Raw genomic sequence first — 26,983 nt, forward strand, 5'->3', positions numbered from 1 at the left:
TACAGGAATGAATTTATCATTAGTGCGAAACCTCGACAGGGATGATCATGACTCCAGAAAATGAACAGACACCCCTGCTTTCATTAAAGCAATGGGTGAATAAGGTCTATGTCCGTTCTGGTATGTTTCAGTTGCTGGTGATTGAAGGCTTACTTTTATGTATTTTGTTTGGAGCCTTTTTCTTACTCAATCATAGCCATACCAGTGAAGCAAGCAAGGATCGTGAGCAACAGATGATACAGGCCTTGCAGGCCAGAACGGATTGGGTGTCATCCCAGTTGCTATCAGTTAAAAATGCGCTGCATCTGTTTCAAAAGCAAGCGGCACGTCAACTGCTGCCTAATGCCTCATCCGATCAGCACAGTGTGTTAAAGTTATCCAACCAAAATGTGCTGTATAAACCCTATGATGATGGTGGTATATCCGTTTACTACTCCACCCAGTCTGCACAGATGGCTGCACGTCCGGTGCTGGCCCGGCAATGGTTACCACTGAGCCCTATTATGGTGGACCTGAAGCATAGTCATGGGCTGATTCGCCAGATCTACCTGAATACTCCAGATGGTTTAAACCTGCTCTACCCCTTTGTGGATGTCACTCAACATTTTCCTCCTGATCTGGATCTGACAGAATTTAACTTCTTTTATTTGGCCGAAGCGTCCCATAGCCCTAATCGGGAGTCAGTCTGGACCGATGCTTATCTGGACCCTGCAGGTCAGGGGTGGGTGATCTCTAATATTGCCCCTGTCTATAAGAATGACCGGTTAGAAGCCGTTGTTGGTGTTGACCTAACGATACAAAGCTTGATTAATGAACTCTTTGCAACGCCGCAACAGTGGCCTGGGTACGGCGTTTTGGTCGGTAAAAATGGTAATATTCTTGCTCTGCCACCTGAAGGCGAGCAGGATTTTTCTTTAAAAGAGCTGGCAGGCCAACAGTATAGTTTTCAGCAGGAGCAGCGTAATCAGCCGACGCCCTTTAACCTCTATAAACGGGATGATTTTACTCAACTGTCCCGCTTGATTGCTCATCAGCGGGCTGGCTTGGCTCAGGTACAGCTGAATCAACCCAGTGTCGTAGCCTGGAATACGATTCCTGCAACAGGCTGGAAGCTATTAGCGGTAGCCAAAGCTGAAGATCTGTATATCAATGCCCGCCACTTCTCGAACCAGATTAAGGACATTGCTCTGTTGGTATCGGTTCTGGCGGGTATTATTTTGCTGCTTTACTTCTTTTTTCATACCACGCGTACCCGTCGCCTGAGCCGGCATATGTTAGGCCCATTGGATTATTTCCAGGATGTGATCCGTAACTCTGGCAAGATAGATACCTCGCGGACATTGAACTCTCCCGTGCTAGAGATTCATCAGACCGCAGAGCTGATTAAGGCCTTAGTACAGCAAAGCAATGGGTTGAGTGATGAACTCGAAGAGCATAAACAGCAACATCAGCAGCAGAATATCTATTTTCAGAAATTATTGAATAGCATTCCTATTCCTATCTTTGATACGGATGCAGAACTACGTTTAAGGGGGTGTAATCGCGCTTTTGAGCAGTTCTTTGGGCGTTCTGAAAGTGAACTAAGTGGTCATCTGATCACTGAGTTTATTCCAGTGGCAGCACCTAAACAGGGCATGAGTCAGCAGAGGTTAACGATCTCAAATGCTGCAGGTATTGGGCGGCATATGACAGTATTGCTCAGCCGTGGTATAGAGAATGAAAAAAATCAGCGTCAGTTACCCTTGATCGGCCTCTTGGTGGATATTTCTGAACAGCATCATGAACAGGATCAGATCCGCTTTGATAGGGACCGTGCGTTAGAAGCTTCTCAGCTGCAATCTGAATACCTGCAGGCGATCCGTCGAGAGATAGAGGTGCCGTTACAGGGGTTGAAAGAGTTGATTGGTCAATTGGGCAGCTCGCCAAAAGAGGTCTATATCCTGCAGCAACAACTGATGGAGAAGGTTCAGGCGTTAAATTATCTGGCTAAAGATGGCTGGCTGATACACAAAGAGAGTGAACTGGGTTCGGGTACTACTCCCGGTATGGATATTAGTGGTTCAAAGACTACAGTTGTTGGACCTGCGAACTTTGCTACAGCTTCGCGTCAGGTGCAGCACGGTTGTCATGTGTTGGTTGTGGATGATGGGCCGGTCAATACCATGCTTGCTCGCTCAGTACTGCAAAAAGCCGGTTACGATGTGGATGTGGCTTTTAGTGGTATGGAGGCCTTGGATAAGCAGCGAGAGAAAAGCTATCAGGTAGTCTTGATGGATATTTTTATGCCAGATATGGACGGCATTGAAACCACTAAGCGCTGGCGTGAGCGGGAAAAAGAGCAGCAGCAGCCTTCTGCAGCAATTATTGCACTAACAGCCAATGTGATTGAAAGTGAACGTGAGCACTTCTTTGCTGCCGGTATGAATGAATATCTGGCTAGGCCCTACCACCCTTCTGAGCTGCGCGATCGGGTCGATTACTGGCGTCAGCAATATGAAACGGGGCCAATTGAAGTTTAAGCCTGTTGATTTTCCGCAGGTGTTTTTCATGGCCTCAACTTGTTTAGATTCTCTTTACCTGGAGAAGTCTAAATAGACCGATTAGGGTATAATCCCTGCCTTTCCTGTCAGGGGCTGCTGATAAGCCCCTGATATCTCCTGCTTTTAAAATATAGAGCTGAAGACATCGAGCTGAGTGCCATTTGGCATCACCGATGTTGATTAAATTCGATCTGGGATAGATATAATGACAACTCTTCTGCTTTATCTGGTATTGGGTGCTGCGGCAGGTACCCTGGCGGGCCTGTTTGGTATTGGTGGTGGCCTGATTATTGTGCCGGTACTGGTACTGACCTTTGAAGCCCAGGGGGTAGCTCCCGAGGTACTGACACACCTGGCCGTAGGGACTTCCCTGGCCACCATTGTGGTGACCTCAATCAGCTCGGTGAAAGCGCACCATGCCAAGGGTGCGGTGCGTTGGGATTGGTTTAGCCCTATTGCCATTGGTATTGTAATTGGTAGTGCTCTGGGGGTGAAAACCGCCGGTATGCTCAGCGGCCCGATTTTGCAGAAAGTGATTGGTGTCTTTGCCATCTGTATGGCGATACAGATGGGGCTGGGGCTGAAACCTAAAGGCAGTCGAACCATACCGGGTAAACCGGGTCTTATTGGCGCTGGAGGTATTATCGGTTGGGCATCGGCGATCTTTGGTATTGGCGGTGGCTCCCTGAGTGTACCGTTTTTAACCTGGTGTAATGCCAAGATGCAAACCGCTGTGGCGACGTCTGCGGCCGTAGGTTTGCCGATTGCGGTGGTGGGTGCACTGGTGAATATCCAGGAAGGTTGGGGCCATGAACTGTTACCGGAATGGGCCACAGGTTATGTTTACTGGCCTGCCTTTATTGGTATTGTGTCCATGAGTGTGATCTTTGCCAAACTGGGTGCTAAGTTGGCCCATAGCCTGCCTGCGGATACCTTAAAGCGTATCTTTGCTGTGCTGTTGCTGTTTGTTGGTAGCCGCTTCCTGTTGAGTTAAACCATGCCAGGCTATCGTTAACCAAGGATTATTATGCTGCAATATCCCGAGATAGATCCCGTTGCCATTGCGCTGGGACCGTTGAAAATCCACTGGTACGGTATCATGTACCTGATCGGTTTTGCCGGTGCCTGGTGGTTGGGTAAAAAACGCGCCAAACGTTTGGGGTGGAGCGATGAGCAGATCAGCGATCTGATCTTCTACGGTGCCGTGGGTGTGGTACTGGGTGGTCGCTTTGGTTACGTTTTTTTCTATAATTTTGATCGCTTCCTGGCAGATCCTTTGTGGTTATTCCAGGTTTGGGAAGGTGGTATGTCCTTCCATGGCGGCCTGTTGGGCGTGATTCTGGCGATGCTGTTGTTTGCCCGTAAGGTGAAAGCGTCGCTGTTTACCGTAACCGATTTTATCGCCCCTATGGTGCCGATCGGTTTAGGTGCGGGGCGTGTGGGTAACTTTATTGGTGGTGAGCTTTGGGGGCGGGAAACGGATCTTCCCTGGGGGATGGTGTTTCCTCATGTGGATAACCTGGCCCGTCACCCGTCGCAGCTGTATCAGTTTGCCTTAGAGGGCGTTGCACTGTTCTGCATCCTTTATTGGTTGGATAGTAAGCGTCCTGCACGTTTTGTCGTGTCTGGAGCCTTCCTGCTGTTTTACGGTATCTTCCGCTTTGTGATTGAATTTGCCCGTCAGCCCGATGCCCACTTAGGCTTTATCGCCTTTGACTGGCTGACCATGGGGCAGCTGTTATCCCTGCCGATGATCATCGTGGGTATACTGATGATGCAGTGGGGTAAAAAACACAATATTCGTGATGAGGTCAGCGCTTAAGCGGCTTCAAACCAGATCAGGTGACAGGCTTTTCGCCTGTCACGAGAGAGATTATGCAACAGTATTTAGAGTTATGTCGCCGTATTATTGAGCAGGGCGAGTGGGTTGAAAACGAACGCACCGGTAAACGTTGTTTGACGGTGATTAATGCCGATCTGGAATACGACGTGGAGAATAACCGATTTCCCCTGGTGACCACCCGTAAGAGCTATTGGAAAGCGGCCATTGCCGAGATGCTGGGTTATCTGCGCGGCTACGATAATGCAGCTCAGTTTCGGATGTTGGGTTGTAATACCTGGAACGCCAATGCCAACGAAAATGAAGCCTGGTTGAATAATCCTTACCGCAAGGGTGAGGATGATATGGGGCGGGTATATGGCGTACAGGGGCGCTCCTGGGCGACGACTGATGGCAAACATATTGATCAGCTGCGCAAAGTGGTAAACAACCTAAGCCAGGGTATTGATGACCGTGGTGAGATTGTCACCTTTTACAACCCCGGTGAGTTCCATATGGGCTGCCTGCGCCCTTGTATGCACACCCATCAATTCTCGCTGCTGGGTGGTAAGCTGTACTTGAATAGCATTCAGCGCAGTGCCGATGTGCCTCTTGGCGTTAACTTCAACCAGTGTCAGGTGTTTGTTCTGTTGGCGTTAATGGCTCAGATTACCGGCCATAAGCCGGGTCGTGCCTATCACAAGCTGATCAATGCTCATATCTATGAAGATCAGCTGGAGCTGGTACGGGATGTACAGCTGAAACGTGAGCCTTTTCCATCACCTCAGTTAAAGATCAACCCGGATATTAAATCGCTGGAAGATCTGGAAACCTGGGTGACGCTGGATGATTTTGAGCTGGAAGGGTATCAGCACCATGATGCTATTCAGTATCCGTTCTCAGTATAGTGCTTGCCGGTTAACAGCAAGCTGCTTTAGAAGAGCCGGTTTCTGAAAAGAGCCTATTTTTAAGAAGAGATAGACGATAGATGACTTCATTAGACCTAGATGCCCCGGTAGCCCTGATCTGGGCCATGGCTGAGAACCGAGTGATTGGTATCGATAACAAACTGCCGTGGTATCTGCCAAAAGACCTGCAGTTTTTTAAACAATGTACCTGGGCCAAGCCTGTGATTATGGGACGTAAAACCCATGAATCCATTGGCCGTCCTCTGCCTGGGCGCACTAATATCATTGTGACCCGTGACACGGCTTTTACAGCAGAGGGTTGTAAAGTGGTACATTCGCTGCAGGACGCGCTGGAGCTGGCTGATCAGTGTTGTCTGATTGACGGTGGCGAAGAGATCATAGTCATGGGGGGCGCAGAGATCTATCAACAGGCACTGCCCTATGCTGATAAGCTCTATATCACCCGTGTTCACGCTGAAGTGGAAGGTGATGCTTATTTTCCTGAGTTTGACCTGTCAGTTTGGCAGGAAGTGTCCCATCAACACTGCCCGAAGGAAGGGACTGGGGAATATGACTATGGTTTCTATGTTTACGAGCCTGTTGAATAGCTCTTTACAGCGTGTTTAGAGCGCAGGATACTTAGCCATTACAGTAAGACATAAGAACCGGATAGAGTCTATGGGGAATGATGTAGCCAAAACAACACTGGATCAGCTGTTTGATCAGGTTTTTGTCCGTGCTCAGAGCAGTATGAACACCATGAAGCAGCAGCGTCAGCAGCTGGAAACGCTTACGCAGGAAAACCAGGGTTTATTGGGTGCTCAAGCGCAGTTGGAAGCGGAGAAGCAGGCTCTTCAGCAGCAGCTTCTTAATCTGCAGCAGCAATTGACGCAAGCTCAGCAACAGCAGAGTGATGACCAAGATCTGCACGAGATTAATCACAGGTTGGAAGAAGAGAATCAGCGTCTGCAGGCTGATAATCAGTTGTTGTCTGAGCGCCTGGTTGGTCTGCAGGAACGGATCAAAGAAATTGCCCGTAGCTCTCTGCTGGATAGCTCTGAAGCCCTGTTGGCTATGATTCGTGAAAGTATGCAGGATAATGAGCAATCTGTTGAGTCTGCTGCTGAATCTGAGCAGGAAGAAGCCCTGCCGGAGACGTTCTCTGCCAAGGATATTCTTAATCAGTGGTGTAAGCGCTATCCCAAAGCATTTTCCAATCCCTGTATGCAGCCTTTAAAAATCGGTATCCATGAAGATCTGGCCGCCAATGAGAGGTTGCCGGATCATTGGATTCGCCGGGCGTTGGCAGGTTATGTGCGCAGCCCTCGTTATTTACGTTTATTAAAAGCCGGTGCGGTACGCCTGGATCTAATGGGAAATAATGCTGGCTTTGTGACTGAGCAAGAGGCATTACATGCGGCTAATCAATTGGATGATATACGTGTTCAGCGGCAGCAGAAAGAGCAAGCTCATCGGGAAAAAGAGGAAAACCGTCGTTTAAGCTCCAAGCTGGCTCAGTTGGTTAATAAGCGCAGCTGACCCTGACCAAGTAACGTTAAATAAGCCAGTCAGTTAAGAGAGGGCAGCTTCGCGGGCGTAGGTCGTTAGGTATGGGCAAATGGGGTACTGAGTGGGGTGCTCAGTACCAGAGTTCAAGGTGATGGCTCACGACTGCTTGCAATACATCTGTACGGGTAATCAGACCAATAAGCTCGTCTTTTTCTGTCACTACCGGTAATGCTGATAGCTTCTGATCATGCATGACGCTGGCTAAATCCAGTACTTCAGTATCAGGGCCCACTGTTAATAGCTTGCGATTAATCAGTGTACCCAGCATCACCTGATCCGGTGAACGGTTTGCCAGATCAATATGACCCACCCCTGATGTAGCTTTCAAAATATCCTTATCAGTTACCATGCCCAGTAGAGCACCGCGGCGGTTTTGCAGAACCAGGTGACTGACACCATGCTGCTGCAGTAGCTGCCAACCGTCCTGAATACTGGCGTCGAAGTCCGCAGTAATTACGGGTTCCGTCATAATCATCCTGGCGGAAACCCGTGGCCTTTTGCCAATTGCAACCTGTTTTGTGTTGTTATAAGCGTTTAATGCCCGTTGAGAGTTATCCATTGGCTTCGGCCGGGCCTGTTTCTCATCTGCTTCATCACGGTTCAACTGCAGTCGACGTTGAATCTGTTCAAAGGGTTGTTCGGCAAGACGCTCAAGGTGGTTGCTGTCACTGTCTGTATCGGCCATTTTCCGGCTGGCGCTTGGCTGTTCCAGTGCAGTAACGCTCCGGCGTCCCAGTAACGCTTTGCGGGGTGTTTGGATGCGCATCCCCTGTTCATATACCGCAAAAACCATAACCTTCTCCGTCTCTTCAGCCGTCTTGCTACTTCGTTGTTTAAGATTATATCGGCGTGGTTAAACAGAGGTTTACCCTGCTGACCATACTTTGTGACATTTTGTTAATGCTATCCGTTATTATTTTGCCCTGTTAAGGCCCGGTTTTCATCACTACTTTACGCCGCTTAAAAGTCCTGCGATTGAAAGTCCAGCGATGCAGGGGGACTCAACGCCTTTCTCCACGCCTTTAAAGGTTAGAGCTGTTTTCTACGAAAAAGATCCTTAGAGACCCAAAGGGTGTTATTGCTGGATTGGCAATCATAGAAAGCGGCTTTTTTACAGTGAGTTTTCATCCAGGAAAGCAAAGGTCAGAAAGCAGCAGAACAGTCCCAGAATTGCTAAAAAGGCTGGTACAGGGTAGCTAAGAGCGATTAGGCCGCCACCAATCCACAGATCCTTGATACGGTTTTTCCGCACCTGGTAGCGACGGGTAAAGCCTCGTCGGTAAAAGTGATCTTTGTCGGGCGTTTTATTACGCATCCATGGCAGGATGAACCAGTCTGATAATCTCTTCATAAGGCCTCCTGAAGGATAGGAAAAAGGATAAACAGGTCAGAAAAACGCTGGTTGATTCATATTAGTTTAACACTGTTATGGATAGGGCTGATATTTAGTCGTCGTGCGTACAGATAGATGTAAATAAATTTTTACAAAAATATATATGTTTAAAATGGAACTAAGTATGGGCGTCATAGAGCTGAAGCAGGCTTAATTGCAGGTTATGACAGGCGTTTGCGACACTATTTTCACTGTAGTGACACCCTTTTTTAGACTTTTTTAGCCATCTGGGTCGCACCAGCAGAAGAAAGAGTCCCATTTGAGCAGGACATAGGCTGGACGACCCGGTGTAATTAATTTATAACTTTGGTCTAATGCTGGAAATATAAAGTATAAATACTAACCATCTGGAAGCGCCTTAATGTCTGACGCGCCTATTGCTCTGGAAATCAGAGATCTGCACAAAAGTTACGGTTCACTGGAGGTTCTGAAAGGTATCTCCCTGCAAGCACGGGATGGAGATGTGATTTCTATTCTTGGCTCCAGTGGCTCAGGAAAAAGTACCTTTCTTCGTTGTATCAATCTGTTGGAGTCACCGTCACAGGGCACCATTGAGATGGCCGGTGAAGCACTGCGTTTAAAGTCAGGCAAAGACGGTGCTTTAGAAGCCGCCGATCAGAAACAGCTGGAGCGTATGCGTGCCGGGATAGGTTTTGTCTTTCAGAACTTTAATCTCTGGCCCCATATGACCATTCAGGAAAATATCATCGAAGCACCGATCCATGTCCTGAAGCGGAGTAAAGATGAGGCTATCGCCCGTTCGGAAGCGCTGCTGAAGAAAGTCGGTTTGTTTGAGAAACGTCATAATTACCCCAGTCAACTGTCTGGAGGCCAGCAACAGCGTGTGGCGATTGCCCGCACATTGGCGATGGACCCGCAGGTACTACTGTTTGATGAGCCGACGTCGGCCCTGGACCCAGAATTGGTGAATGAAGTATTAAGTGTGATGCGTGATCTGGCGGCGGAAGGCCGTACCATGTTGATTGTGACACACGAGATGCGTTTTGCCCGTGATGTGTCATCACAGATTGTCTTTCTGCATCAGGGTCGGGTTGAAGAGATCGGCCCGCCTGAACAAGTGTTTGGCAATCCGACCTCGGAGCGCTGCCGGGAGTTTCTGAGCAGTCATCTGTAGGCGATTATTGTCGAAACGCGCTATGTTAAAAACAGAAAATAACAGTTTTAAGCAAAAGATACGTTTGATTCGCTTGTAATAAGCTAATAAAAAAAACCATCCCATAGAGGACACAACAATGAGTCTGAAAAAAGCACTGGCTACTGCAACTCTGGTTGCAGCAACGGTATCTGCTCCTTTTGCCCTGGCCGCTGATAAGGTACGTATTGCGACTGAGGGTGCTTATGCACCGTTCAACTTTATTGACGAATCCGGCAAACTGAAGGGTTTTGATGTGGATATCGCCAATGCGCTGTGTGAGAAGATGAAGGCAGACTGTACCATCGTTGCACAGGATTGGGATGGTATTATCCCGGGTCTGATGGCCCGTAAGTACGATGCCATTATCGCGAGTATGTCGATCACGCCAGAGCGTAGCCGCGTGGTGGATTTTTCTGATCCTTACTACTCCAATAGTCTGATTTTTGTGGCACCTAAGAGCAGCAAGTTCAGCCCGGCTCAGGTGAAAGGTAAAGTGATTGGTGCACAGCGTGCCACCATCGCTGGTCAGTACCTGGAAGATAACCTGTCCAGCAAAGTAACGGTAAAACTGTACGATACCCAGGATAACGCTTACCTGGATCTGTCCTCCGGTCGTTTGGATGCGATCGTATCTGACCAGCTGCCAGCCTACGATTGGCTACGTTCTAAAGAAGGTCAGGCCTATGAGTTCAAAGGCGAGAAGATCGATATCGATGATAAGATCGGTATCGCTGTGCGTAAGAACGACAAGCTGCGTGAAAAAATGAACAAAGCGCTGCAGGATATTCTGGCGGATGGTACTTACGACCGTATCAATGCCAAGTACTTCCCGTTCTCTATCTATTAATCTGAACAGTTTACTGTTCTATCCGTGATGGCCGCCTATGCGGCCATCACTGTTTCAAACGGTGTTGTTTATGGATCTGCAAGGTTTTGGTCATCTGCTGCTGGAAGGCGCTTGGGTGACCCTGCAACTGGCACTCTGCAGCCTGCTTTTTGGCCTGTTATTAGGGCTGGCAGGGGCTGCGGCCAAGATGTCCTCCTCTAAAGTCGCCAATGCCATCGGTAATGGTTACACCCTGTTTGTGCGGGGTATGCCGGAGCTGCTGCTGGTATTGACCATCTTCTTTGGTTCGTCCGCTTTACTGATGGCCATTGCCAGTCTGTTTGGTTATGACGAGTATATTGAACTCAGCCCCTTCGTGGCCGGTGTTGCTGCTTTGAGTATCGCTTTTGGTGCCTATGCCACCGAGGTGTTCCGTAGTGCGTTACAGGAGATACCCAAAGGTCAACGGGAAGCGGCAGTGGCGCTGGGTATGACTGGGTTTCAGACCTTTCGTCGTATTATCCTGCCGCAGGTCTGGCGTTTAGCCCTGCCGGGTTTGGGTAACCTGTTTCTGGTCTTGCTGAAAGACACCGCATTGGTGTCGGTGATCGGTTTGAATGAGCTGATGCGCCAAGCCTCGGTGGCGGTGGGTTACACCAAAGAGCCGTTTACCTTCTATCTGGCAGCTGCCGTGGTTTATCTGCTGCTGACCTGTATCTCCATGGGCGGTTTATACCTGTTGGAGCGTCATGCAAATCGTGGTTATCGGGGAGCGCGCTAATGAACTGGTCGTGGGATGTAATTTTTGACAATCTGCCTAAGCTGATCAATGGTGCCTGGCTGACCCTGGAACTGGTTGTGATCTCCGGTTTAATCGGAGTAATGCTATCGCTGCCTCTGGCGTTGATGCGGGTGTCTAAGCGCCGCTGGGTACAGGCGTTTCCGTTTGCCTATATTTTCTTCTTCCGTGGTACGCCTCTGCTGATTCAGATCTTTCTGGTCTATTACGGTGCGTCGCAGTTTGATGTTATTAAAGAGTCTGCATTGTGGCCTATTCTGCGTGAACCCTATTGGTGTGCAATTATCACCTTTGCCCTGCATACCGCAGCTTATATTGCCGAGCTGCTGCGTGGGGCGATTCAGTCTATCCCTAAAGGTGAGTTGGAAGCGGGCAAGGCGCTGGGTATGAGTTATCCGCTGATGCTGCGTCGTATTATTCTGCCCCGTGCTTTCGGGATTATGATGCCGTCTTATGGTAACGAAGTGATTCTGATGTTAAAAGGCAGTGCGCTGGCCAGTACCATCACCTTGCTGGATCTGACCGGTATGGCCCGTACGGTAATTGCCCGGACTTATACGCCATTGGAGATTTTCCTGGCAGCAGGTGTGATCTATCTGATTATCAGTGCGGTGATTATTGCACTGTTTCGTTTTTTGGAACGCCGTTTTAATCGTCATCAACACTGGCCCAATGAAAAGCCAAAAGATCTGGATGCTCAGTTGTGAGTGCTCTGGGTTGCACTGATTAATACCAAGCCAGATAAGTTGTTGCAGGTCGGAAAAGCCGCAAGGCGCCTTCCGACAATAATCAGGTATCGGAGTCAGTGTCGGATGGCGCTTCGCTTATCCAACCGACTCTGATATCAATAAACTTATCGGGAACGGTATAAGACTTGAGCCGGGTTTATGTCGGCGCTAAGTACTCGCTGGAAAAACATAAAAATCCCCGTGTTTTCTGATCAATCAGATACAGAAACTACGGGTTTTATGCAGGGAAAAGTACTATATGCCTACTTACACCAGAAGAGTGATGTTTAGCACTTAAAGCGCGCGACATTCTGCTGTAACTGGATCGCCAGCTGTGACAGCTCTTCACTGCTGGATGCGACTTGGTCCGACCCGGCAGCGGTCTCTTCTGAAACATTGACGATATTGACCAGGTTGCGGTTCATCTCTTCCGCTACAGCGCTTTGCTCTTCGGTAGCAGTGGCAACCTGATCCGTCATATCCCGAATCTGCTGCATCTGCTGTACGATCATTGCCAGTTCTCCACCGGCCTTGTTCGCAGCGGTCACCGACTCATCCGCCCACTTGCGGCTGCGCTCCATCACCTCGACCGCATTACGGGCACCATTTTGCAGGCGCTCATTCATATTGCGGATCTCCATGGTGGAGTCCTGGGTACGTTGTGCCAGTTGGCGGACTTCATCAGCAACCACGGCAAAACCACGGCCGCTTTCACCGGCGCGGGCAGCTTCAATGGCCGCATTCAGTGCCAGTAGGTTGGTCTGCTCTGAAATACCCTGAATCACCTCAAGCACACTGCCGATCTCATCGGTATCTTTTTCCAGAGCCTTGATGACCTGGGCAGCTGATTCCACTTCGGCGCTAAGATGAGTGATCTTATTCACCGTATCCTCGACTTCATGGTTGCCCTCATCCGCTTCTTCATCCGCATTATGGGTAGCTTGTGCGCTGATACTGGCATTGCGCGCCACCTCTTGTACCGTGGCTGACATCTCATTCATTGCTGCAGAGAGCAGGTCCGTTTCTTCCGATTGGCGGCGAATACCCTGACTTGTCTGTTCCGCTGTAGCCGCCAACTCTTCTGCTGCTCCATGTAGCTGATTGGCGGAGCTGGTCAGGGTGAACACCAGATCCTGGAAAACCTGAAGCGTGCTGTCGACGTTTTTTGACATCTGACTGAGCTCATCTTGTCCTGTCAGATTAACACGAACACGCAGGTCGCCAGCGGCTGCCTGTTTCAGGGCCTGACTGACTTTGTCCAGTGGCGTAATAATCGAGCGGGTAATCATCAGAGCTACAGCGATCAGAACGGCCAGCACTATTAATAACTGAATGGCGGCATGGGTCACACCTTGCCAAAAGATCTCATCAATCTCGAAGGTGTAATCGCCGGAGCCGATGACCCATCCCCACTGCGGAAAAACCTTAACGTAGGAGATCTTTTCTTTAGGTTCAGAGTGCCCGGCTTTAGGCCAGTAATAGGTGAAGTAACCATCGGCTTTTCCTTGTTTACCCAGATCTGCCATCTGTTTAAAAACCTGCGTACCATCTGTGGTGCGGGTATCTCTCAAGTTTTTACCCACAGCGGATGGGCTGCCGCCATTTGCCAGGGTTGTTGTATCGTAGTCCAATACAAAAAAATATTCGCCATCGGCATAGCGCATAGCGTTCAGGTTATCCAGGGCGCGACTCTGTGCTTCCTGCTGTGTCAGCTGGCCTTGCTGAGCCTTTTTTTCCAGGTTGGCCACCATGGTATGAGCAGATTCAACCAACATTTGAACCCGGTTGGCAGACTCTTCATAGAGCGCCTGGCGGTGATCCTGTAATGCTAAAAGCTCCAGAACAGCCATTGCGATCACTGCAATGGAGGTCAGTAGGTAGAGACGGGCTTTGACACTAATGTCCTGTAAACTCATTGCAGGCTTCCTTCGGTGATAATGTGTGTAGTGGGATGCCAAATCACCCTTGTTGAATGGGCATCCATTGCCATTAGGCTGAGTGTAACATGGTGCAGGCTGCTCGGCTGCAATCTGTTTTTTTGGTCTGGTGTTTTTTTACGGCAAGATCAAGTCTGTTTTATGACAGGTACTGGAGGCTACACAAGAGTAGTCGCACAAGGTTTTTTCTGATTTGAGAGAAAAGTATAAAACCTATAGGGAACGCATAAGTCAGAGCCTGTAAACCCCTCTAGGGTTATAGAGGGGCTGAATAAAAAAGCAGGCGGCTTAACAGGCTAGAAGCGACGTGTTGAGCCGTTAAAGGGCATAAAGTTACCCCGGTCTACCACAGGCCCCATATCTTCAGGAGCCACCTCTTTATGCATAGGTTCGATACTGACCAGAACCTCGGCGTTCACCAGTTGCTTACGATAAGGCATGGGTACAGTATATTTGCCCAGGCCTTCGTGAGGCAGGGTACCTAGCATGACATACTCTCCGTTCATCTTAAGCCACAGCTTACAGGCCATGCCTGATTCCAGCTTAGGGGGCTGTACGGTTTGAACCATGATATTAGTGCGATCCATGCTGGTATTCACCAGCCAGGCCGGTTTCTCTTCCTGGCTGTTCACCACATAAACATAGTCAGAACTACTGTTTTTCATCGTCGGTTGCTGAAGTAGCAGAACTGATCCCATTGCCAGCATAAAGGAGAACGAAACCGCGCTGGTAAGCTGCCATAGCTTCAGGCTTTCGTACCAGCGTCGGGGCTGAATCTCCTGCTCGATGGCCTGCCAGACACGCTTCGGTGGTGTTATAGGTTTCAGGCTGTCATTCAGACTTTGCAGGTGTTCACGCCAATGCTGCACTTCCTGCTGAAGATCAGGACTAAAGGCCAGCAGGGCTTCAAAAGAGGCCTTCTCCTCGGGGGATAGCGTACCCAGTACATATTCGCCAGCGGCTTGGTTACGCTGCTGCGGATCTGTTAAATCGATTGATTCATGCATGATTTTAACCTCTCAAGACCACGACGAATCCATGTTTTGACAGTGCCTAACGGCTCCATCAGCCGGTCAGACAGCTCCTGATGACTGTAGCCGTCAAAATAGGCCAGCTCAATGCACTGGCGCTGATCTTTATTCAGCGTACCCAGGCAGTGATGTACCTGGTCTGATGCCTGCCACCGCTGGGCGATATGATCAGTATCCTGATAGTTGTCTGACATCTCGGTCAAGACTTCGTCACCGTCATTCAACTGATCATTCTTATAACGGCGCAGCCAGTCCAGGGACTGGTTACGGGCAATGGTGCTTAGCCATGTCATAGGTTTGGCAATATCGGCATTATATTGTCCCGCATTATTCCATATCTTAATAAAGACTTGCTGAAGGCAGTCTTCGGCATGACTCTCATTTTTTAAGATACGCAGCACAACCGCAAACAGATGCGATGAAGTGCTTTGGTAGAGCTTTTTCAGGGCTCTGGCATCTTTTTCGCTGCAGCGGGCGAGCAGCTTTTTCAGCTCCAGCTGATCTGAGTCGGTTGCTTTCATCTTTGTTCCATCCAGCGAATGGCGCATATTTTAGCGGTAAACAGCAGCGCTAAAGTTAGAAAAGGTTCACATTTTTAGGTGTGGGACTCTAAACGAGAAGTGCTTTTATTCCAAGACTTCAGTCAGCACCAGGTCGCGAAAAAACTTACCGAAGTAACGAATAATTTATCCTCTGGAGCTATATTTGAAGAGTATGGAAATATTGTGGTTTTGCGATGACTATTCCTGCTTTTGTGTTGAATGATAAGGGAAAATTGATCCATAAGGGAAAGCCTTATAAGAATATGCTAGGGTGTATAGGCCCCATTAAAAAGATTTCACAGGATTAATTGATATGTCGTTAGAACAACGGGCAGGTATCTGCTGGATTAGAGAGGAACAGTGGCAGCGTTTTCTGGATGTGGCCGATGATTCGGATATGCTGGAGGATGATTGGCATGAATGGGCAGCTAAAACAGACGAGATGATCACTACCTTTGCTGAAAAAGGTATCAGTGTTGACAAGGTGCCGGTAGATGTTGAAGCACTGATCATCTGGTGTAACGAGCGTGACCGCAGTATTAATAGCAGCAGTCGCGCCGAGTATGTGACTCAGATTATGACCAGCGAGCCTAAAGGCTCCGATACTCGCCATTGAAGCGGGGTTTGAGTTAAACGAGTACAAATAAAACCGAAGCATCGAGTTCGTCAGAGAACAGCCGCTGATGCTCCGGTTTTATTGTGCCTATCACAACGCCTAAGCTATTGATGAACTTAAAGTGGTTGTGGCTTAAGGCATTCTTCCTGAAAATCAGCAGGCCATTGCTGAGTCCTTTGAGTCTTTATTGCTGATAGTTGTCGCTCGACGATTGACCGCTTGTTTAAACATCGAGCGTAGGTGCTTTACCGGTGCGCTACGGTCATAACGAATGTTCATCGGACCGCTTTGGAATAGACGGCTATCCATGATCGTCAGATCGTGAGCGATCTCCGGGCTGAAGTCCATCTGTTGCAGAATATCCCGGTGCAGGTCGACTCCCGGCGCAATTTCGGTGAGGCATAGTCCCTTTTCGGTTAAACGGAAAACAGCCCGTTCGGTGATAAAGGTGACCTGTTGCTGACGCTCTGCCGCATATTTCCCGTTAAAGGTGATCTGCTGTACAGCGGCACAGAATTTCTTCTGCTTGCCATTTTCAAGGATCTGCAGCTCGCCGTTGTCGAAGCTCATCTGCTGTGGCCCAGAAGTAAAGGTGCCCAGAAAATACAGATCCTGAGTATTTTGAGTGATATTGATAAAACCGCCAGCCCCTGCCAGCTTACTGCCAAAGCGGCTGACATTCACATGGCCTTGTGGACAGGTTTCAGCAAGCCCCAAAAAAGCCTGATCCAAACCGCCGCCATCATAGGAATCAAATTGTGCGGGCTGGTCGATCACAGCATCAGCGTTACTGACCGCACCAAAGCTTAAACCGCTGGCAGGCTGACCGCCGATACCTCCGGGTTCCACGCTCAGGGTAAAGCTATCCAGAATCCCCTCTTCTGCCGCAACCTGGGCGACCATTTCCGGCATACCGATCCCCAGATTGATTACGCCGCCCTTTTGCACTTCCAGCAGGGCGCGACGACCTATCACTTTACGGGCGTTCAGCTCCGTAGGAATAACCTGGCTGGCCGGAGGGCGAATATCGCCGCTATAGGCCGGGTTGTACTGCTCACCAAAGGTTTGTGGGTGGTCTTCAACGGGGGCGATAATCACGTGATCAACCAAGATACCAGGGATACGGACACGGTCAGCGGTGAGCTGATGGTGCTCGGTGATCCGTTCTACCTGTACCAAAACCTGACCACCGCTGTTCTTAACCGCCTGAGCAATCGCCAGCACATCCAGTGGCAGGGCTTCTTTTTCCATAGAGATATTGCCGTTCTTATCGGCAGTCGTGCCACGCAGCAGGGCAAAATCGATAGGGAAGCTTTTATAAAACAGATAATCTTCGCCATTAATCGGCATCAGTTGGACGTGATCTTCAGTGGTGCGACTATTGATTTTGCCGCCATCCTGGCGGGGGTCAACAAAGGTGTGCAATCCCACTTTGGAAAACAGGCCAGGACGTCCTGCGGCAATTTCCCGATACAGGTGGCAGATGACACCTTGAGGCAGATTGTAGGCTTCGATCTCATTGTTGATCGCCATCTCACCCAGTTTAGGGGCCAGCCCCCAGTGGCCACCGATCACCTTACGTATCATACCCTGATGAGCAAAATGGTTAAGGCCCCGTTCTTTGGCATCGCCCTGACCGGCCGCATAAACCAGAGACAGATCTGCCGGTTCTCCGGTGGTCAGAAAGCGTTTTTCGATAGCCTTAGCCAGTGTTTCGGCAAAGCCAATACCGATAAAGCCACCCGTGGCCAGGGTACTGTTTGAGTGTATCAGCTGGGCGGCCTGCTCAGCGGTGATCAGTTTATCCATGACAGAACTCTCAGGTTTTTTGTTATTTTTAGAGCCTTAACTTTAAGCAAGATACTCTTAAAAACAGTCTGTTAAAACAGCCAATCGCTGATATACCCACTTCAATAAAAGCCAACCGGACAAGTGTGTGCACAAAATAGTCTGCTGAGCCCGGTTAAACCTGTGTGTGCCTATTTCATCGGAGCTGTTGATATAAGCTCAGTTAGTACAAGGATTGGGCCAGGATTATAAAGTTTAGTAAAAACAATATGTTGCCTGGTAGTTGTGTTTTGGCCTGGAAAGATATGTCTAATTTTTTATACGATTAGTGTCAAGGTGTGTGCAGCTTTGTCTGAGTAGGTTGACACTTGTGGTTGTGGTTGTGGTTGTGGTTGTGGTTGTGGTTGTGGTTGTGGTTGTGGTTGTGGTTGTGGTTGTGGCTGTGGCTGTGGCTATTCAGCCTGTGCTTTTTTGAGTCGGTTGTATAGCGTCGCGCGGGATATGCCGAGGCTTTTCGCGGCAGCCGTGCGATTGCCATGATGTTGTTCAATAGCCCGTTGAATCAGTACATAGTCATTCTGCTGACGCTGTTGCTGCAGGCGGTTGGTTTGTGTTGAAGGATGGTTTCTTGTTGATATTATGGCTACCGGCACATGGCCCTGGTCCGTTAATTGAATGCCAAAATCATCAGCGTAGATCTGTTCCCCTTCGGCCATCACACAGGCACGCTCCAGACGATTTCTCAGCTCCCGTACATTGCCGGGCCAGTGGTAGCCTTCCAGCCAGTGGATAGCCTGTTGTGATAGCGCCAGCGGGGGGAGGTGAGTTTGCTTCTGGATCTGTTGCAACAGATGTTGTGCTAATACCGGGATATCCCCTGTACGCTGGCGCAGAGGCGGCAGGTCAATCGGGAGGACATTCAGACGATAATAGAGGTCAGCGCGGAATTCCCCTTGCTGTACCAGCTCAGCCAGGTTTTGCGAGGTTGCAGCGATAACCCGCACATCGACACTGATCAGGCGATTGGAGCCGAGGGCTTCAGCTTCCCGCTCCTGTAGTACTCTGAGTAGCTTGGCCTGCATTGCCAGAGGCATCTCTGCGATCTCATCAAGAAACAGGGTGCCGCCATCGGCCAGCTGGACCTTGCCGACACGGCCTTTTTTATCGGCTCCGGTATAGGCCCCGGCAGCGGTGCCAAACAGTTCCGCTTCGGCCAGAGGCTCCGGCAGTGCCGCCATATTGATACCCACAAAAGGGGCGTCGCGACGGGGTGAGGCCTGATGAATACCCTGGGCTAACAACTCCTTACCGGTTCCTGTCTCACCCAGTAGCAGCAGCGTGGTATCCAGCTGAGCGGCTCTTAAAGCCTGGCGCTTGAGTTGCAGAACCTGTGGCGACTCCCCGACCATATCGTCCAGGGCGTAACGGCTGGTGCGCAGTAGATTTTCTTTTTCAAAACGGCGACGCAGGCGGGCAAATTTATCGAACAGAGGTTGCAGTTGTTCCAGGTCGTCATGGAAGATCAGACCCAGAGCACCCACAACGTTATCCTCCTGATCCCTCAGAGGCAGGCGGTTTACTACACACCAGCGACCACTGATCTGCATCAGATCCAGAAACATCGGTTTACCGGTTTGTACCACCCGGGGAAGTTGAGAAGTCGGGAGAATCTGCTCAAGAGGCAGGCCGGTGGGGTCAAAATCATCGTCCAGTTGCAGCATGGCACGATAGGCCTGGCTGATCCATACGATATTCAGCGCTGCATCAATCGCGATAGCCCCCTGACAAGCCTTGGCCAGCTGATCCAGCAGGGTGGCGTAGTGAGCGTCGCAGGATAGTAGTTGCAGCAGGTTTTGAGGGCTCATGGTCGATAATCTCAACTCTTTAAACGGTAGCAGCGTACTGACCTGTCAGATAGCCGTAGGCTAAGTCATGATCAATACATGCGGTTGATCATGCCGATTAATAGAACATAGGGTGGAAGTTTTTCAGCTAATCGTCGAATTTTACTGCCAGCCCAGGGTCAGTAAGGATAAAATAGCACGTCCAGATAAGAGGTGACCATGCAGTTACAAGATGTTGATAAAGCAGCGTATTTAAAACTGAGTCGAAAAGTCAGTATCACGCTGATCATTTGTTTTGCTGTCAGCGCTCTGGCCAGTGGCCAGGTGTTGGTGCACACGTTAGGCAATCCCGAGGGCGGGAATTTCTATCTTAACCTGGCGGGGGTGATTGTCGGGATTTTAATATCGAGCCTGCTGTTTTCCTTCTATCGCAATGATCCTCGCCTGGAATCTCTGTTATATGTGTTCCGTCTGAAACGTATGCTGGCGCGGGTGACTAATCGAATGCATAAGCTGAAACAGCTGTCTGAGCAGGGTAATCATAATGCCCGTATGATACTGCGCTTCTATTATGAGGGTTTGTTGCAGGTCTATTTTCTGGAAAGCAACGAATATGGTCACACCGAGCTGGAAAAAGAGCAGCAGGCTTTTTTGGCTACCTTAACAGAGGAGCAGCGGGCAGAGCCATTGCTTGTGGTTGAACCCGAGCTGATTGAAGTGACGGCTAAATTGGCAGACTAACCACTGAGAAGTCAGCAATGATCAGGTAGCACAGTGGTGTTACCTGATCAATTCGATCTGTTGCTCCCGCCGAACGATTGATATTTGTCGTTCTTGTGTTGAGTATTGAGTGTTGAGCGCTAGGTTTTATCGCTGTCGTGTGAGCCGGTGTTTTTGTCTGGCTCATTCTTCAGCTGTCGATCAGGCAGTGGCATCGGCTTAAGGTGGCGTTGTTTGCCATCCCTGCGAGACAGTTCTGTACCGCAATATTTGCAGTAATCCGCATCCGCTTCATGACCTTCTTCACCACAACCATGACACACCAGCATCATATGGCGTTTCATGGTTTGTGATAGTTCAACGGTGACAATGCCTGTCGGGACCGCAATGACGCCGTAGCCCATAATCATCACCACCGATGACAGAAACTGGCCAATATTGGTTTGGGGGGTAATGTCGCCATAGCCCACGGTTGTCAGTGTGACGACGGCCCAGTAGATACTGCGCGGGATACTGGTAAAACCGTTTTCCGGGCCTTCGATTACATACATCAGCGAACCAAAAATCACTACCATTGTGAGAACGGTAAACAGAAAGACCGTAATTTTACGCCGACTGGCCTGCATCGCTTTGGTCAGAGCGGCGGCTTCACCGACATAGTGAAACAGCTTCAAAATCCGGAAGATTCTTAACACCCGTATTAAACGTACTACCAGCATCACCTGAGTGCCTGCGAAAAACAGGCTGAGGTAAGTGGGGATAATACATAGCAGATCAATCAGGCCAAAAAAACTGGTGGCGTACTTCAAGGGCTTGCCAATGGAGTAAAGACGCAGCAGGTACTCAATGGTAAAGATGATGGTAAAAAACCATTCTGCGATGTAAAGCTCCCGATGCCAGACCTCACGAATGGATTCGACGCTGTCCAGCATCACCAGAATCACACTGGCCGCAATAAAAAATATCAGGCAAAGATCAAATCCTCTGGCCAATGGCGTATTGGCCTCAAAGATTACGTGGTAGATCCAGGCCCGGTGTCCGGAAGGTTTGGCTGAGTTCTGTTCGCTCATCTTGGCAGTATCCTGTTATTTCCCTGTGCCAGATTTTTAATGGGTCTGAAGGTTTTTCTTCAGGGTGTTAAAGCTTAGGGCGATACGACCCAGCTCCAGAACTTTGTCGTACTGATCCTTCTGATTTCTTGCCAGTAGCGTCGGTTCAACTTTCAGGCCTTGGTCTATCATGTTTTGAATGGCCAGCTCTTCTGACATCAGGCCGCCCAGCTCATTAATCAGATCGACCAGTAGATTGGCTTCATGGATTAAGTGTTTGGTACCCAGCCCCTGCTGAGGGTTCTGATAATTGACCCAGCGAATCAGGTGTAACAGAGGTGATGTTTGTTTTAGCCAAAGGATTTTATCTGTAGGATGTAAAGGGAGTTGTACGCGACGAAGCAGGTCCTGAAAGATCAGTTCATTGTCATGGAAGGGATAGGGCAGGTCTTCTTTGTTCAGGATATACAGCCACTGCATCACCTCCAACATGCTCTGCCCCATCCAGGGTTCATTGATTATGGCGTGATACTGGCTGTTAAGCAGGGTAAAATCAGCTTGGTGTTGAAGCTCCTTTGGGCAGTTGTCCAGACGTTGCCAGGCCTGGCTTTGGCGGTAGATATTGACCAGGTGTTCCAGGTTATAAGTGAACATGCGTAGCTTATAGCTTAAATAAGTGGGCATCTTCAGGGCTTTATCGATTACGCTGGAGCGGTTCAGGTGGTAGCAACACCAGCGTAGTTGCAGCAGTGACTCATACAGGCTTTCCAGATTGAGCCAGTTGCGATCAAAGCTCAGAATATCCCGTGCGGCGATAAAGTGATCCAATTCAATTTGTGCTGCAGTGACCAGTCCGGCATAGCTGTCAAAAGGTGGTATACGATTGACGCGGACTCCTGCCTGCTGTGGTGCAAAAAGACGATAACCGCGTTGAGCCTTACTGATATTGCTCAGTTGCAGAGGAATGACGTCGCTTAGATCATGGGCGACCTTAAACAAAAGGTCGCTATCACCGGAGACCAATTCCAGTTCGATTTCGCTGATAGTATCTCTGTGTCCACCGGCAATGGCAGCCCCGTTGTCCAATACCATCTCAATTTCGGCTTGTGTTTGATCAAAGTGAACATCCAGTAGCCATTTCTTGCGGGTAAAGTTGGTCTCAAAAGCAGGTTTCAGATTTTGAGCCAGATAAACTGGGTCCAATGGTGCAGGCCAAAGCGACGGATCGATATGTTCCAACTCCAGTTGCGGGCCTTTGACAACCCACTCCCATTCGCCTCTTTGATGCAGACCACCGCTGCCATTACCGGCGGTTTTCAGGGTCTGGATATACTGATCCCCGGCTTTACGGACTCTTAAGGCCACTCTGGCACGGTTCAGGTCCAGATCGTCGGTATCAAAGTAGATATTGATCAGCTCTTTACTGTCATAGCTGCGTGCCTGTTGCAATACCCGATGCTGTTTGAGCAGATCTGCTGCCTGGGCTGGAATTGCCAGCTTTAGTTCAATTTCCTTGGCCATGACGTCCTCGGCGAATAATTAGGGTCAGAGTGTTTCCCCGGCATTTTACTGTGCAAATGGTCGTTCGCCAAAAGAAGAAAAAAGCTTACTGCTGTAATAAAAGTGTAATCTTGATGTCATATAAGGTTCTTTATCAGATGAATATGACATTTTTATCAAAAAAAGATGACATGAAGCAGAACTTTTTATGACACGGAAAGATCCTGCTTTTATACTTTCGCCCAAGATTTAATACCCCCAAGGTGAAGACCATGAGTAACGCATTTTCCAAGCTATTTGGGCGCTCTCCTTTCGGCCCTATGCAGGAACATATGTCAAAATCCTACGCGTGTGCTGAGCAGCTGATCCCTTTTTTCTCAGCTGTGTTGGCAGAGGATTGGCAGGAAGCTGAAACACTGCAGCAGAAAATTTCTGGTTTGGAAAACGAGGCGGACGATATCAAGGCGAAGATCCGTGCAAACCTGCCGGAAAGTCTGTTTATGCCAGTGTCCCGCTCGGATCTGTTAGAGCTATTAACGGTACAGGACAAGATCGCAAATAAGACCAAGGATATCGCAGGTATCATGCTGGGACGCCAGATGAAGGTCCCAGAGGAACTGGCGGAAGATATGGTCGCGTATGTGCAAAAAGCGGTATTGGCTGCGGAGCAGGCAAAGGTCGCTATGAGTGAGATAGATGAACTGCTGGAAACCGGCTTTGGTCGCCATGAATCAGAACTGGTGAAAGGCATGATTCAGAAGATCGATCAGTACGAACACGAAGCGGATAAGCTGCAGGTTCATATTCGTGCCAAGCTATTCAAGCTGGAAGCGAATCTGCCACCGGTAGACGTGATCTTTATGTATAAAATAATCGATTGGATCGGTGATCTGTCTGACCGTGCCGAGCGCGTAGGAAGTCGCCTGCAGATTCTTCTGGCGAAATAATCGACAGGCAACACATAGAATGCGACTCCACTCTGTCGCGATGACTGAATAACGAAATACGACTTAACGGTTATTTTATGGAAATTATTGCTCAATACGCCGATGTCTTTATTATCCTGGCCTGTGTCTTCGGCTTTTTTATGGCCTGGGGTGTGGGTGCGAATGATGTGGCCAATGCCATGGGGACCTCGGTAGGCTCCAAAGCGATCACCATCAAGCAGGCAATTGTTATTGCAATTATGTTTGAGTTTGCCGGTGCCTATCTCGCCGGTGGTGAGGTAACGGCGACCATTCGTAAAGGTATTATTGATCCGGCGTTAATGTCTGATACGCCTGAATTACTGGTTTTTGGTATGCTGGCCTCGCCGCTGGCAGCGGGTATCTGGTTGCTTGTTGCTACTCACTTTGGCTGGCCTGTATCCACTACGCATTCCATTGTGGGCGCAATTGTTGGTTTTGCCGCTGTTGGTATTTCAGTGGAAGCCGTTGCCTGGGCTAAAGTGGGTAAAATTGCGGCCAGCTGGGTGGTGTCTCCCCTGTTAGCCGGTACGATAGCCTTCTTCCTGTTCCGTAGTGTACAGAATCTGATTCTTGAGAAAGACGATCCTTTTGCCAACGCTAAGCGCTACGTGCCTTTCTATATGTTCCTGGTTGGCTTTGTGATTGCGATGGTGACCTTGCTGAAAGGCCTGAAGCATGTGGGTTTGCACCTGTCTTATCTGGAAGCAACGCTGTGGTCAATGGTGATTGGTGCTGTGGTTATGGCGATTGGTGTCATGTTGCTGAAGAATATTCAGCGTGATGAGCAGGCGGATAAAGAGTTCCATTTCTCCAGTGTAGAGAAGGTGTTTGGCGTTCTGATGATGTTCACTGCCTGTGCGATGGCATTTGCTCACGGTTCCAACGATGTGGCGAATGCCGTGGGTCCTCTGGCTGCTGTTGTGGGTGTGGTTCAGTCGGGTGGTGAGATTGCCAGTAAGTCAGTGATGCCTTCCTGGGTTCTGCTGCTGGGTGCTGGTGGTATTGTCGCAGGTCTGGTGATGTACGGTCACAAGGTAATCGCTACTGTGGGGACCAATATTACTGAACTGACGCCGAGCCGTGGTTTTGCCGCGACACTGGCGGCCGCAACAACAGTGGTTGTCGCATCCGGCACAGGTCTGCCAATCTCCACTACGCATACGCTGGTAGGTGCTGTACTGGGTGTGGGTCTGGCCCGGGGTATTGCGGCGCTGAATATGAATATTGTGAAAACCATCTTTCTGTCATGGATTATCACGCTGCCAGCCGGTGCTGCGCTGTCTATTCTGTTCTTCTTCGTACTGAAAGGTGTGTTTGGCAATTAAATCAGACGCCAAAGGTGCTTTTTTATAAGCGATGGCGGCTCTAAGGCCGCCATTTTTATGGCATGCTATCCGGCATGAGTTTACAGTTTTGCGTTAAATGTTTGATCCCTCTGCAGGGTTTAGTCCTGCTATCCTATCTTTCTTCTTGTCGTGCTGGCGACTACAATCAGCATAACTTTATGCTATGAATATTTGATCAACCCGCTGAGTTGGACTGACAGAAATTGGACAACCTACAAGATTACGTACATTGGTTTCGTAACTCGTCGCCTTATATTAACGCCCATCGTGGCCGCACCTTTGTCCTGTTGTTGGATGGCTATGCCCTGCAGCATCAAAACTTCACCAATATCGTCAATGACCTGGCGCTGTTAAACAGTCTGGGAGTGCGTTTGGTGCTGGCCTTTGGCGCACAACCGCAGATTCAGCAGCGTCTTGAGCAACGTAATATAGAGTTGGCATTTTTTGGCCCCCGTCCTGCAATCAGCAGCGATGCGATGGAAATAATTAAGGATGCAGCAGGTTCTGCGTGTCTGGAGTTGCAATCCCGTTTGTCGTCTGGTTTGCCAAACTCTCCCATGCATGGTGCCAGCATTCGGGTGACCAGCGGCAATATGATTACAGCGCGCCCGCTGGGTATTATCAATGGTCAGGACTTTGGTCATGCAGGTATTGTGCGCAGTGTGGATTGTGTATCGATTAATCGTCAGTTGAATGATGGCGCTATCGTCTTGCTGCCCCCCATTGGTTTTTCACCGACAGGAGAGGTGTTTTCGCTGACAGTGCAGGAGGTAGCGACCCGTGCGGCCATTGAGCTGAAAGCGGATAAGCTGATCGTCTTCAGTGAGCAGAAAGGTTTGCTGGATGATGAGGGTGAGGTGATCCGGGATATGGCACCTAAACAGGCAGGGCAGTTGCTGGATCTGCTATCAGAAGAACATCGTTTGTATCCGGCCCTGCAAGCTGCCTGGCAGGCCAGTCGCTTTGGTGTCGGGCGCGCCCATTTGATCAGCTATCAGCAGGATGGAGCCTTGCTGGAGGAGCTGTTTACCCGTAATGGCGGCGGTACCATGATCACTCAGGAGCTGTATGAGCAGGTACGTGATGCCAGTATTGATGACGTTGGCGGCATTCTTGAGTTGATTCAACCCCTGGAAGAGCAGGGAGTGCTGGTACGTCGCTCCCGTGAACGGCTGGAAACCGAGATCGATCAGTTTACCGTGGTGGAGCTGGATGGCATGATCGTCGCCTGTGCGGCGCTATATCCTTATATGGATGAACAGGATGGAAGGATTGGAGAGCTGGCCTGTGTTGCGGTTGATCCCCAGTTTCGCGGCGGTGATCGTGGCGGCCTGATTCTGCAACATATCGAGAAGCGTTCCCGTCGCTTGGGGCTGAAGGCGCTGTTTGTGTTAACTACGCATACCGCCCACTGGTTTCAGGAGCGGGGCTTTGAGCCTGCGGGTGTGGATGCTTTGCCGCAAAGTCGTCAGCAGCTGTATAACTGGCAACGCAACTCTAAGGTTTTTGTTAAGGCGCTATAGTGCTGGGTAAGAGTAATACCAATCAAGATAAGTTATTGTAGGTCAAGATAAGTTATTGTAGATACCATCTCTCCAAATCACCTTCAACAGCTCTTTTAGGCTGATTGAGGGTGATATTCGCTTTGATGCTTTACAACACCAAAACAAATTTGAACAAGCTTGCGCATACCTGCGCACAGGGCCTGCATTTTACTTTTACCCTTCTCTACTAAACGCTTAAATTGATGTCGAATATCTGGGTTATGTTGTAAACAACTGACTGCTGCCATATAGAGCTTTGCTCTTATTTTGGCTGGCCCCTGCTTACTTAAACGGCTTCTTCCTTTCCATTGCCCTGATTGCTGGATACGAGGCACTAAACCCAAATAGGCCGCTACTTGT

Annotated in this window: 25 protein-coding genes; 15 read left to right on the plus strand and 10 right to left on the minus strand. The window is 49.4% G+C overall.

Annotated features, from left to right (window positions below):
• Positions 1 to 47: 47 nt before the first annotated feature.
• The 6 genes from H579_RS0104705 (at position 48) to H579_RS27595 (ending at position 6,806) form a co-directional block, all read left to right on the plus strand.
• A complete protein-coding gene (locus tag H579_RS0104705; RefSeq protein WP_169449691.1) occupies positions 48 to 2,519 on the plus strand; it encodes a response regulator in 2,472 nt (823 codons plus the stop codon).
• Between the two features lie 226 nt (positions 2,520 to 2,745).
• Positions 2,746 to 3,534 (plus strand): sulfite exporter TauE/SafE family protein, encoded by a 789-nt coding sequence (locus tag H579_RS0104710; protein ID WP_036565331.1) that lies wholly within the window; start codon positions 2,746 to 2,748, stop codon positions 3,532 to 3,534.
• A 33-nt stretch (positions 3,535 to 3,567) separates the two neighbouring features.
• The gene (gene lgt, locus H579_RS0104715; RefSeq protein WP_028299728.1) at positions 3,568 to 4,362 is read left to right on the plus strand and encodes a prolipoprotein diacylglyceryl transferase; all 795 of its coding nucleotides are present in this window, start codon (positions 3,568 to 3,570) and stop codon (positions 4,360 to 4,362) included.
• Between the two features lie 53 nt (positions 4,363 to 4,415).
• Positions 4,416 to 5,267 (plus strand): thymidylate synthase, encoded by an 852-nt coding sequence (locus tag H579_RS0104720; RefSeq protein ID WP_028299729.1) that lies wholly within the window; start codon positions 4,416 to 4,418, stop codon positions 5,265 to 5,267.
• A gap of 80 nt (positions 5,268 to 5,347) precedes the next feature.
• Positions 5,348 to 5,875, plus strand: coding sequence for a dihydrofolate reductase (locus H579_RS0104725; protein ID WP_028299730.1), 528 nt, complete (start codon positions 5,348 to 5,350; stop codon positions 5,873 to 5,875).
• 70 nt (positions 5,876 to 5,945) lie between these two features.
• Positions 5,946 to 6,806, plus strand: coding sequence for a ProQ/FINO family protein (locus H579_RS27595; protein WP_051227308.1), 861 nt, complete (start codon positions 5,946 to 5,948; stop codon positions 6,804 to 6,806).
• 100 nt (positions 6,807 to 6,906) lie between these two features.
• Here H579_RS27595 and H579_RS0104735 read toward each other — a convergent pair whose 3' ends face one another.
• Positions 6,907 to 7,629, minus strand: a complete 723-nt coding sequence (locus H579_RS0104735) for a CBS domain-containing protein (protein ID WP_028299731.1) — start codon at positions 7,627 to 7,629, stop codon at positions 6,907 to 6,909.
• A gap of 318 nt (positions 7,630 to 7,947) precedes the next feature.
• Entirely contained in the window at positions 7,948 to 8,187 is a 240-nt protein-coding gene (locus H579_RS0104740) for a hypothetical protein (protein ID WP_028299732.1), read from the minus strand.
• A 403-nt stretch (positions 8,188 to 8,590) separates the two neighbouring features.
• Between H579_RS0104740 and H579_RS0104745 the strand changes: the two genes are divergently transcribed.
• From H579_RS0104745 to H579_RS0104760, 4 genes are all read left to right on the plus strand, one after another.
• Complete coding sequence (locus H579_RS0104745) at positions 8,591 to 9,364, plus strand: ABC transporter ATP-binding protein (RefSeq protein ID WP_028299733.1); 774 nt, start codon at positions 8,591 to 8,593, stop codon at positions 9,362 to 9,364.
• Between the two features lie 118 nt (positions 9,365 to 9,482).
• Positions 9,483 to 10,232, plus strand: coding sequence for an ABC transporter substrate-binding protein (locus H579_RS0104750; protein WP_028299734.1), 750 nt, complete (start codon positions 9,483 to 9,485; stop codon positions 10,230 to 10,232).
• Between the two features lie 70 nt (positions 10,233 to 10,302).
• The gene (locus H579_RS0104755) at positions 10,303 to 10,992 is read left to right on the plus strand and encodes an ABC transporter permease (RefSeq protein ID WP_028299735.1); all 690 of its coding nucleotides are present in this window, start codon (positions 10,303 to 10,305) and stop codon (positions 10,990 to 10,992) included.
• Positions 10,992 to 11,717 carry an ABC transporter permease gene (locus H579_RS0104760; RefSeq protein ID WP_028299736.1) on the plus strand — a complete coding sequence of 242 codons (726 nt, stop codon included), beginning with the start codon at positions 10,992 to 10,994 and terminating at the stop codon, positions 11,715 to 11,717. Before H579_RS0104755 ends, H579_RS0104760 begins: the two co-directional genes overlap by 1 nt.
• A gap of 308 nt (positions 11,718 to 12,025) precedes the next feature.
• On the opposite strand, the gene H579_RS0104765 is transcribed toward H579_RS0104760, so the two are convergent.
• The 3 genes from H579_RS0104765 to H579_RS0104775 all read right to left on the minus strand — a co-directional run bounded on the left by H579_RS0104765 (position 12,026) and on the right by H579_RS0104775 (position 15,227).
• Positions 12,026 to 13,654 carry a methyl-accepting chemotaxis protein gene (locus tag H579_RS0104765; RefSeq protein ID WP_028299737.1) on the minus strand — a complete coding sequence of 543 codons (1,629 nt, stop codon included), beginning with the start codon at positions 13,652 to 13,654 and terminating at the stop codon, positions 12,026 to 12,028.
• A 317-nt stretch (positions 13,655 to 13,971) separates the two neighbouring features.
• Positions 13,972 to 14,682 carry an anti-sigma factor gene (locus tag H579_RS0104770; RefSeq protein ID WP_028299738.1) on the minus strand — a complete coding sequence of 237 codons (711 nt, stop codon included), beginning with the start codon at positions 14,680 to 14,682 and terminating at the stop codon, positions 13,972 to 13,974.
• The gene (locus H579_RS0104775; protein ID WP_028299739.1) at positions 14,661 to 15,227 is read right to left on the minus strand and encodes a sigma-70 family RNA polymerase sigma factor; all 567 of its coding nucleotides are present in this window, start codon (positions 15,225 to 15,227) and stop codon (positions 14,661 to 14,663) included. Before H579_RS0104775 ends, H579_RS0104770 begins: the two co-directional genes overlap by 22 nt.
• 334 nt (positions 15,228 to 15,561) lie before the next feature.
• On the opposite strand from H579_RS0104775, the gene H579_RS0104780 reads away from it, so the two are divergent.
• A complete protein-coding gene (locus H579_RS0104780) occupies positions 15,562 to 15,864 on the plus strand; it encodes a hypothetical protein (RefSeq protein WP_028299740.1) in 303 nt (100 codons plus the stop codon).
• Positions 15,865 to 16,017: 153 nt separating this feature from the next.
• Here the strand turns inward: H579_RS0104780 and H579_RS24245 are convergent, their stop codons facing one another.
• Both H579_RS24245 and H579_RS24250 read right to left on the minus strand, forming a co-directional pair.
• Positions 16,018 to 17,673, minus strand: coding sequence for an acyl CoA:acetate/3-ketoacid CoA transferase (locus tag H579_RS24245; RefSeq protein WP_051227309.1), 1,656 nt, complete (start codon positions 17,671 to 17,673; stop codon positions 16,018 to 16,020).
• Positions 17,674 to 18,104: 431 nt separating this feature from the next.
• Complete coding sequence (locus H579_RS24250) at positions 18,105 to 19,517, minus strand: sigma-54 interaction domain-containing protein (protein WP_036565333.1); 1,413 nt, start codon at positions 19,515 to 19,517, stop codon at positions 18,105 to 18,107.
• Between the two features lie 198 nt (positions 19,518 to 19,715).
• Here H579_RS24250 and H579_RS0104800 point away from each other — a divergent pair, with 198 nt between their 5' ends.
• On the plus strand, positions 19,716 to 20,237 hold the full coding sequence (locus H579_RS0104800; protein ID WP_028299741.1) for a DUF3087 family protein: 522 nt from the start codon (positions 19,716 to 19,718) through the stop codon (positions 20,235 to 20,237).
• 119 nt (positions 20,238 to 20,356) lie between these two features.
• Here the strand turns inward: H579_RS0104800 and H579_RS24255 are convergent, their stop codons facing one another.
• Both H579_RS24255 and H579_RS27600 read right to left on the minus strand, forming a co-directional pair.
• Complete coding sequence (locus H579_RS24255; RefSeq protein ID WP_084623938.1) at positions 20,357 to 21,286, minus strand: ion transporter; 930 nt, start codon at positions 21,284 to 21,286, stop codon at positions 20,357 to 20,359.
• A gap of 36 nt (positions 21,287 to 21,322) precedes the next feature.
• Positions 21,323 to 22,786, minus strand: coding sequence for a CYTH domain-containing protein (locus tag H579_RS27600; RefSeq protein ID WP_051227310.1), 1,464 nt, complete (start codon positions 22,784 to 22,786; stop codon positions 21,323 to 21,325).
• Between the two features lie 251 nt (positions 22,787 to 23,037).
• On the opposite strand from H579_RS27600, the gene H579_RS0104815 reads away from it, so the two are divergent.
• The 3 genes from H579_RS0104815 to argA all read left to right on the plus strand — a co-directional run bounded on the left by H579_RS0104815 (position 23,038) and on the right by argA (position 26,602).
• Positions 23,038 to 23,712 carry a TIGR00153 family protein gene (locus tag H579_RS0104815; protein WP_036565335.1) on the plus strand — a complete coding sequence of 225 codons (675 nt, stop codon included), beginning with the start codon at positions 23,038 to 23,040 and terminating at the stop codon, positions 23,710 to 23,712.
• 77 nt (positions 23,713 to 23,789) lie between these two features.
• A complete protein-coding gene (locus H579_RS0104820) occupies positions 23,790 to 25,058 on the plus strand; it encodes an inorganic phosphate transporter (RefSeq protein WP_028299743.1) in 1,269 nt (422 codons plus the stop codon).
• A 224-nt stretch (positions 25,059 to 25,282) separates the two neighbouring features.
• Positions 25,283 to 26,602 carry an amino-acid N-acetyltransferase gene (gene argA, locus H579_RS0104825; protein ID WP_028299744.1) on the plus strand — a complete coding sequence of 440 codons (1,320 nt, stop codon included), beginning with the start codon at positions 25,283 to 25,285 and terminating at the stop codon, positions 26,600 to 26,602.
• Between the two features lie 95 nt (positions 26,603 to 26,697).
• Here the strand turns inward: argA and H579_RS0104830 are convergent.
• Positions 26,698 to 26,983, minus strand: a 286-nt coding sequence (locus H579_RS0104830; RefSeq protein ID WP_028299745.1) for an IS110 family transposase, incomplete at its 5' end; no start/stop codon positions are given.

Origin of the sequence: Oceanospirillum beijerinckii DSM 7166, assembly GCF_000422425.1 — a bacterium.
GTDB lineage: Bacteria > Pseudomonadota > Gammaproteobacteria > Pseudomonadales > Halomonadaceae > Oceanospirillum > Oceanospirillum beijerinckii.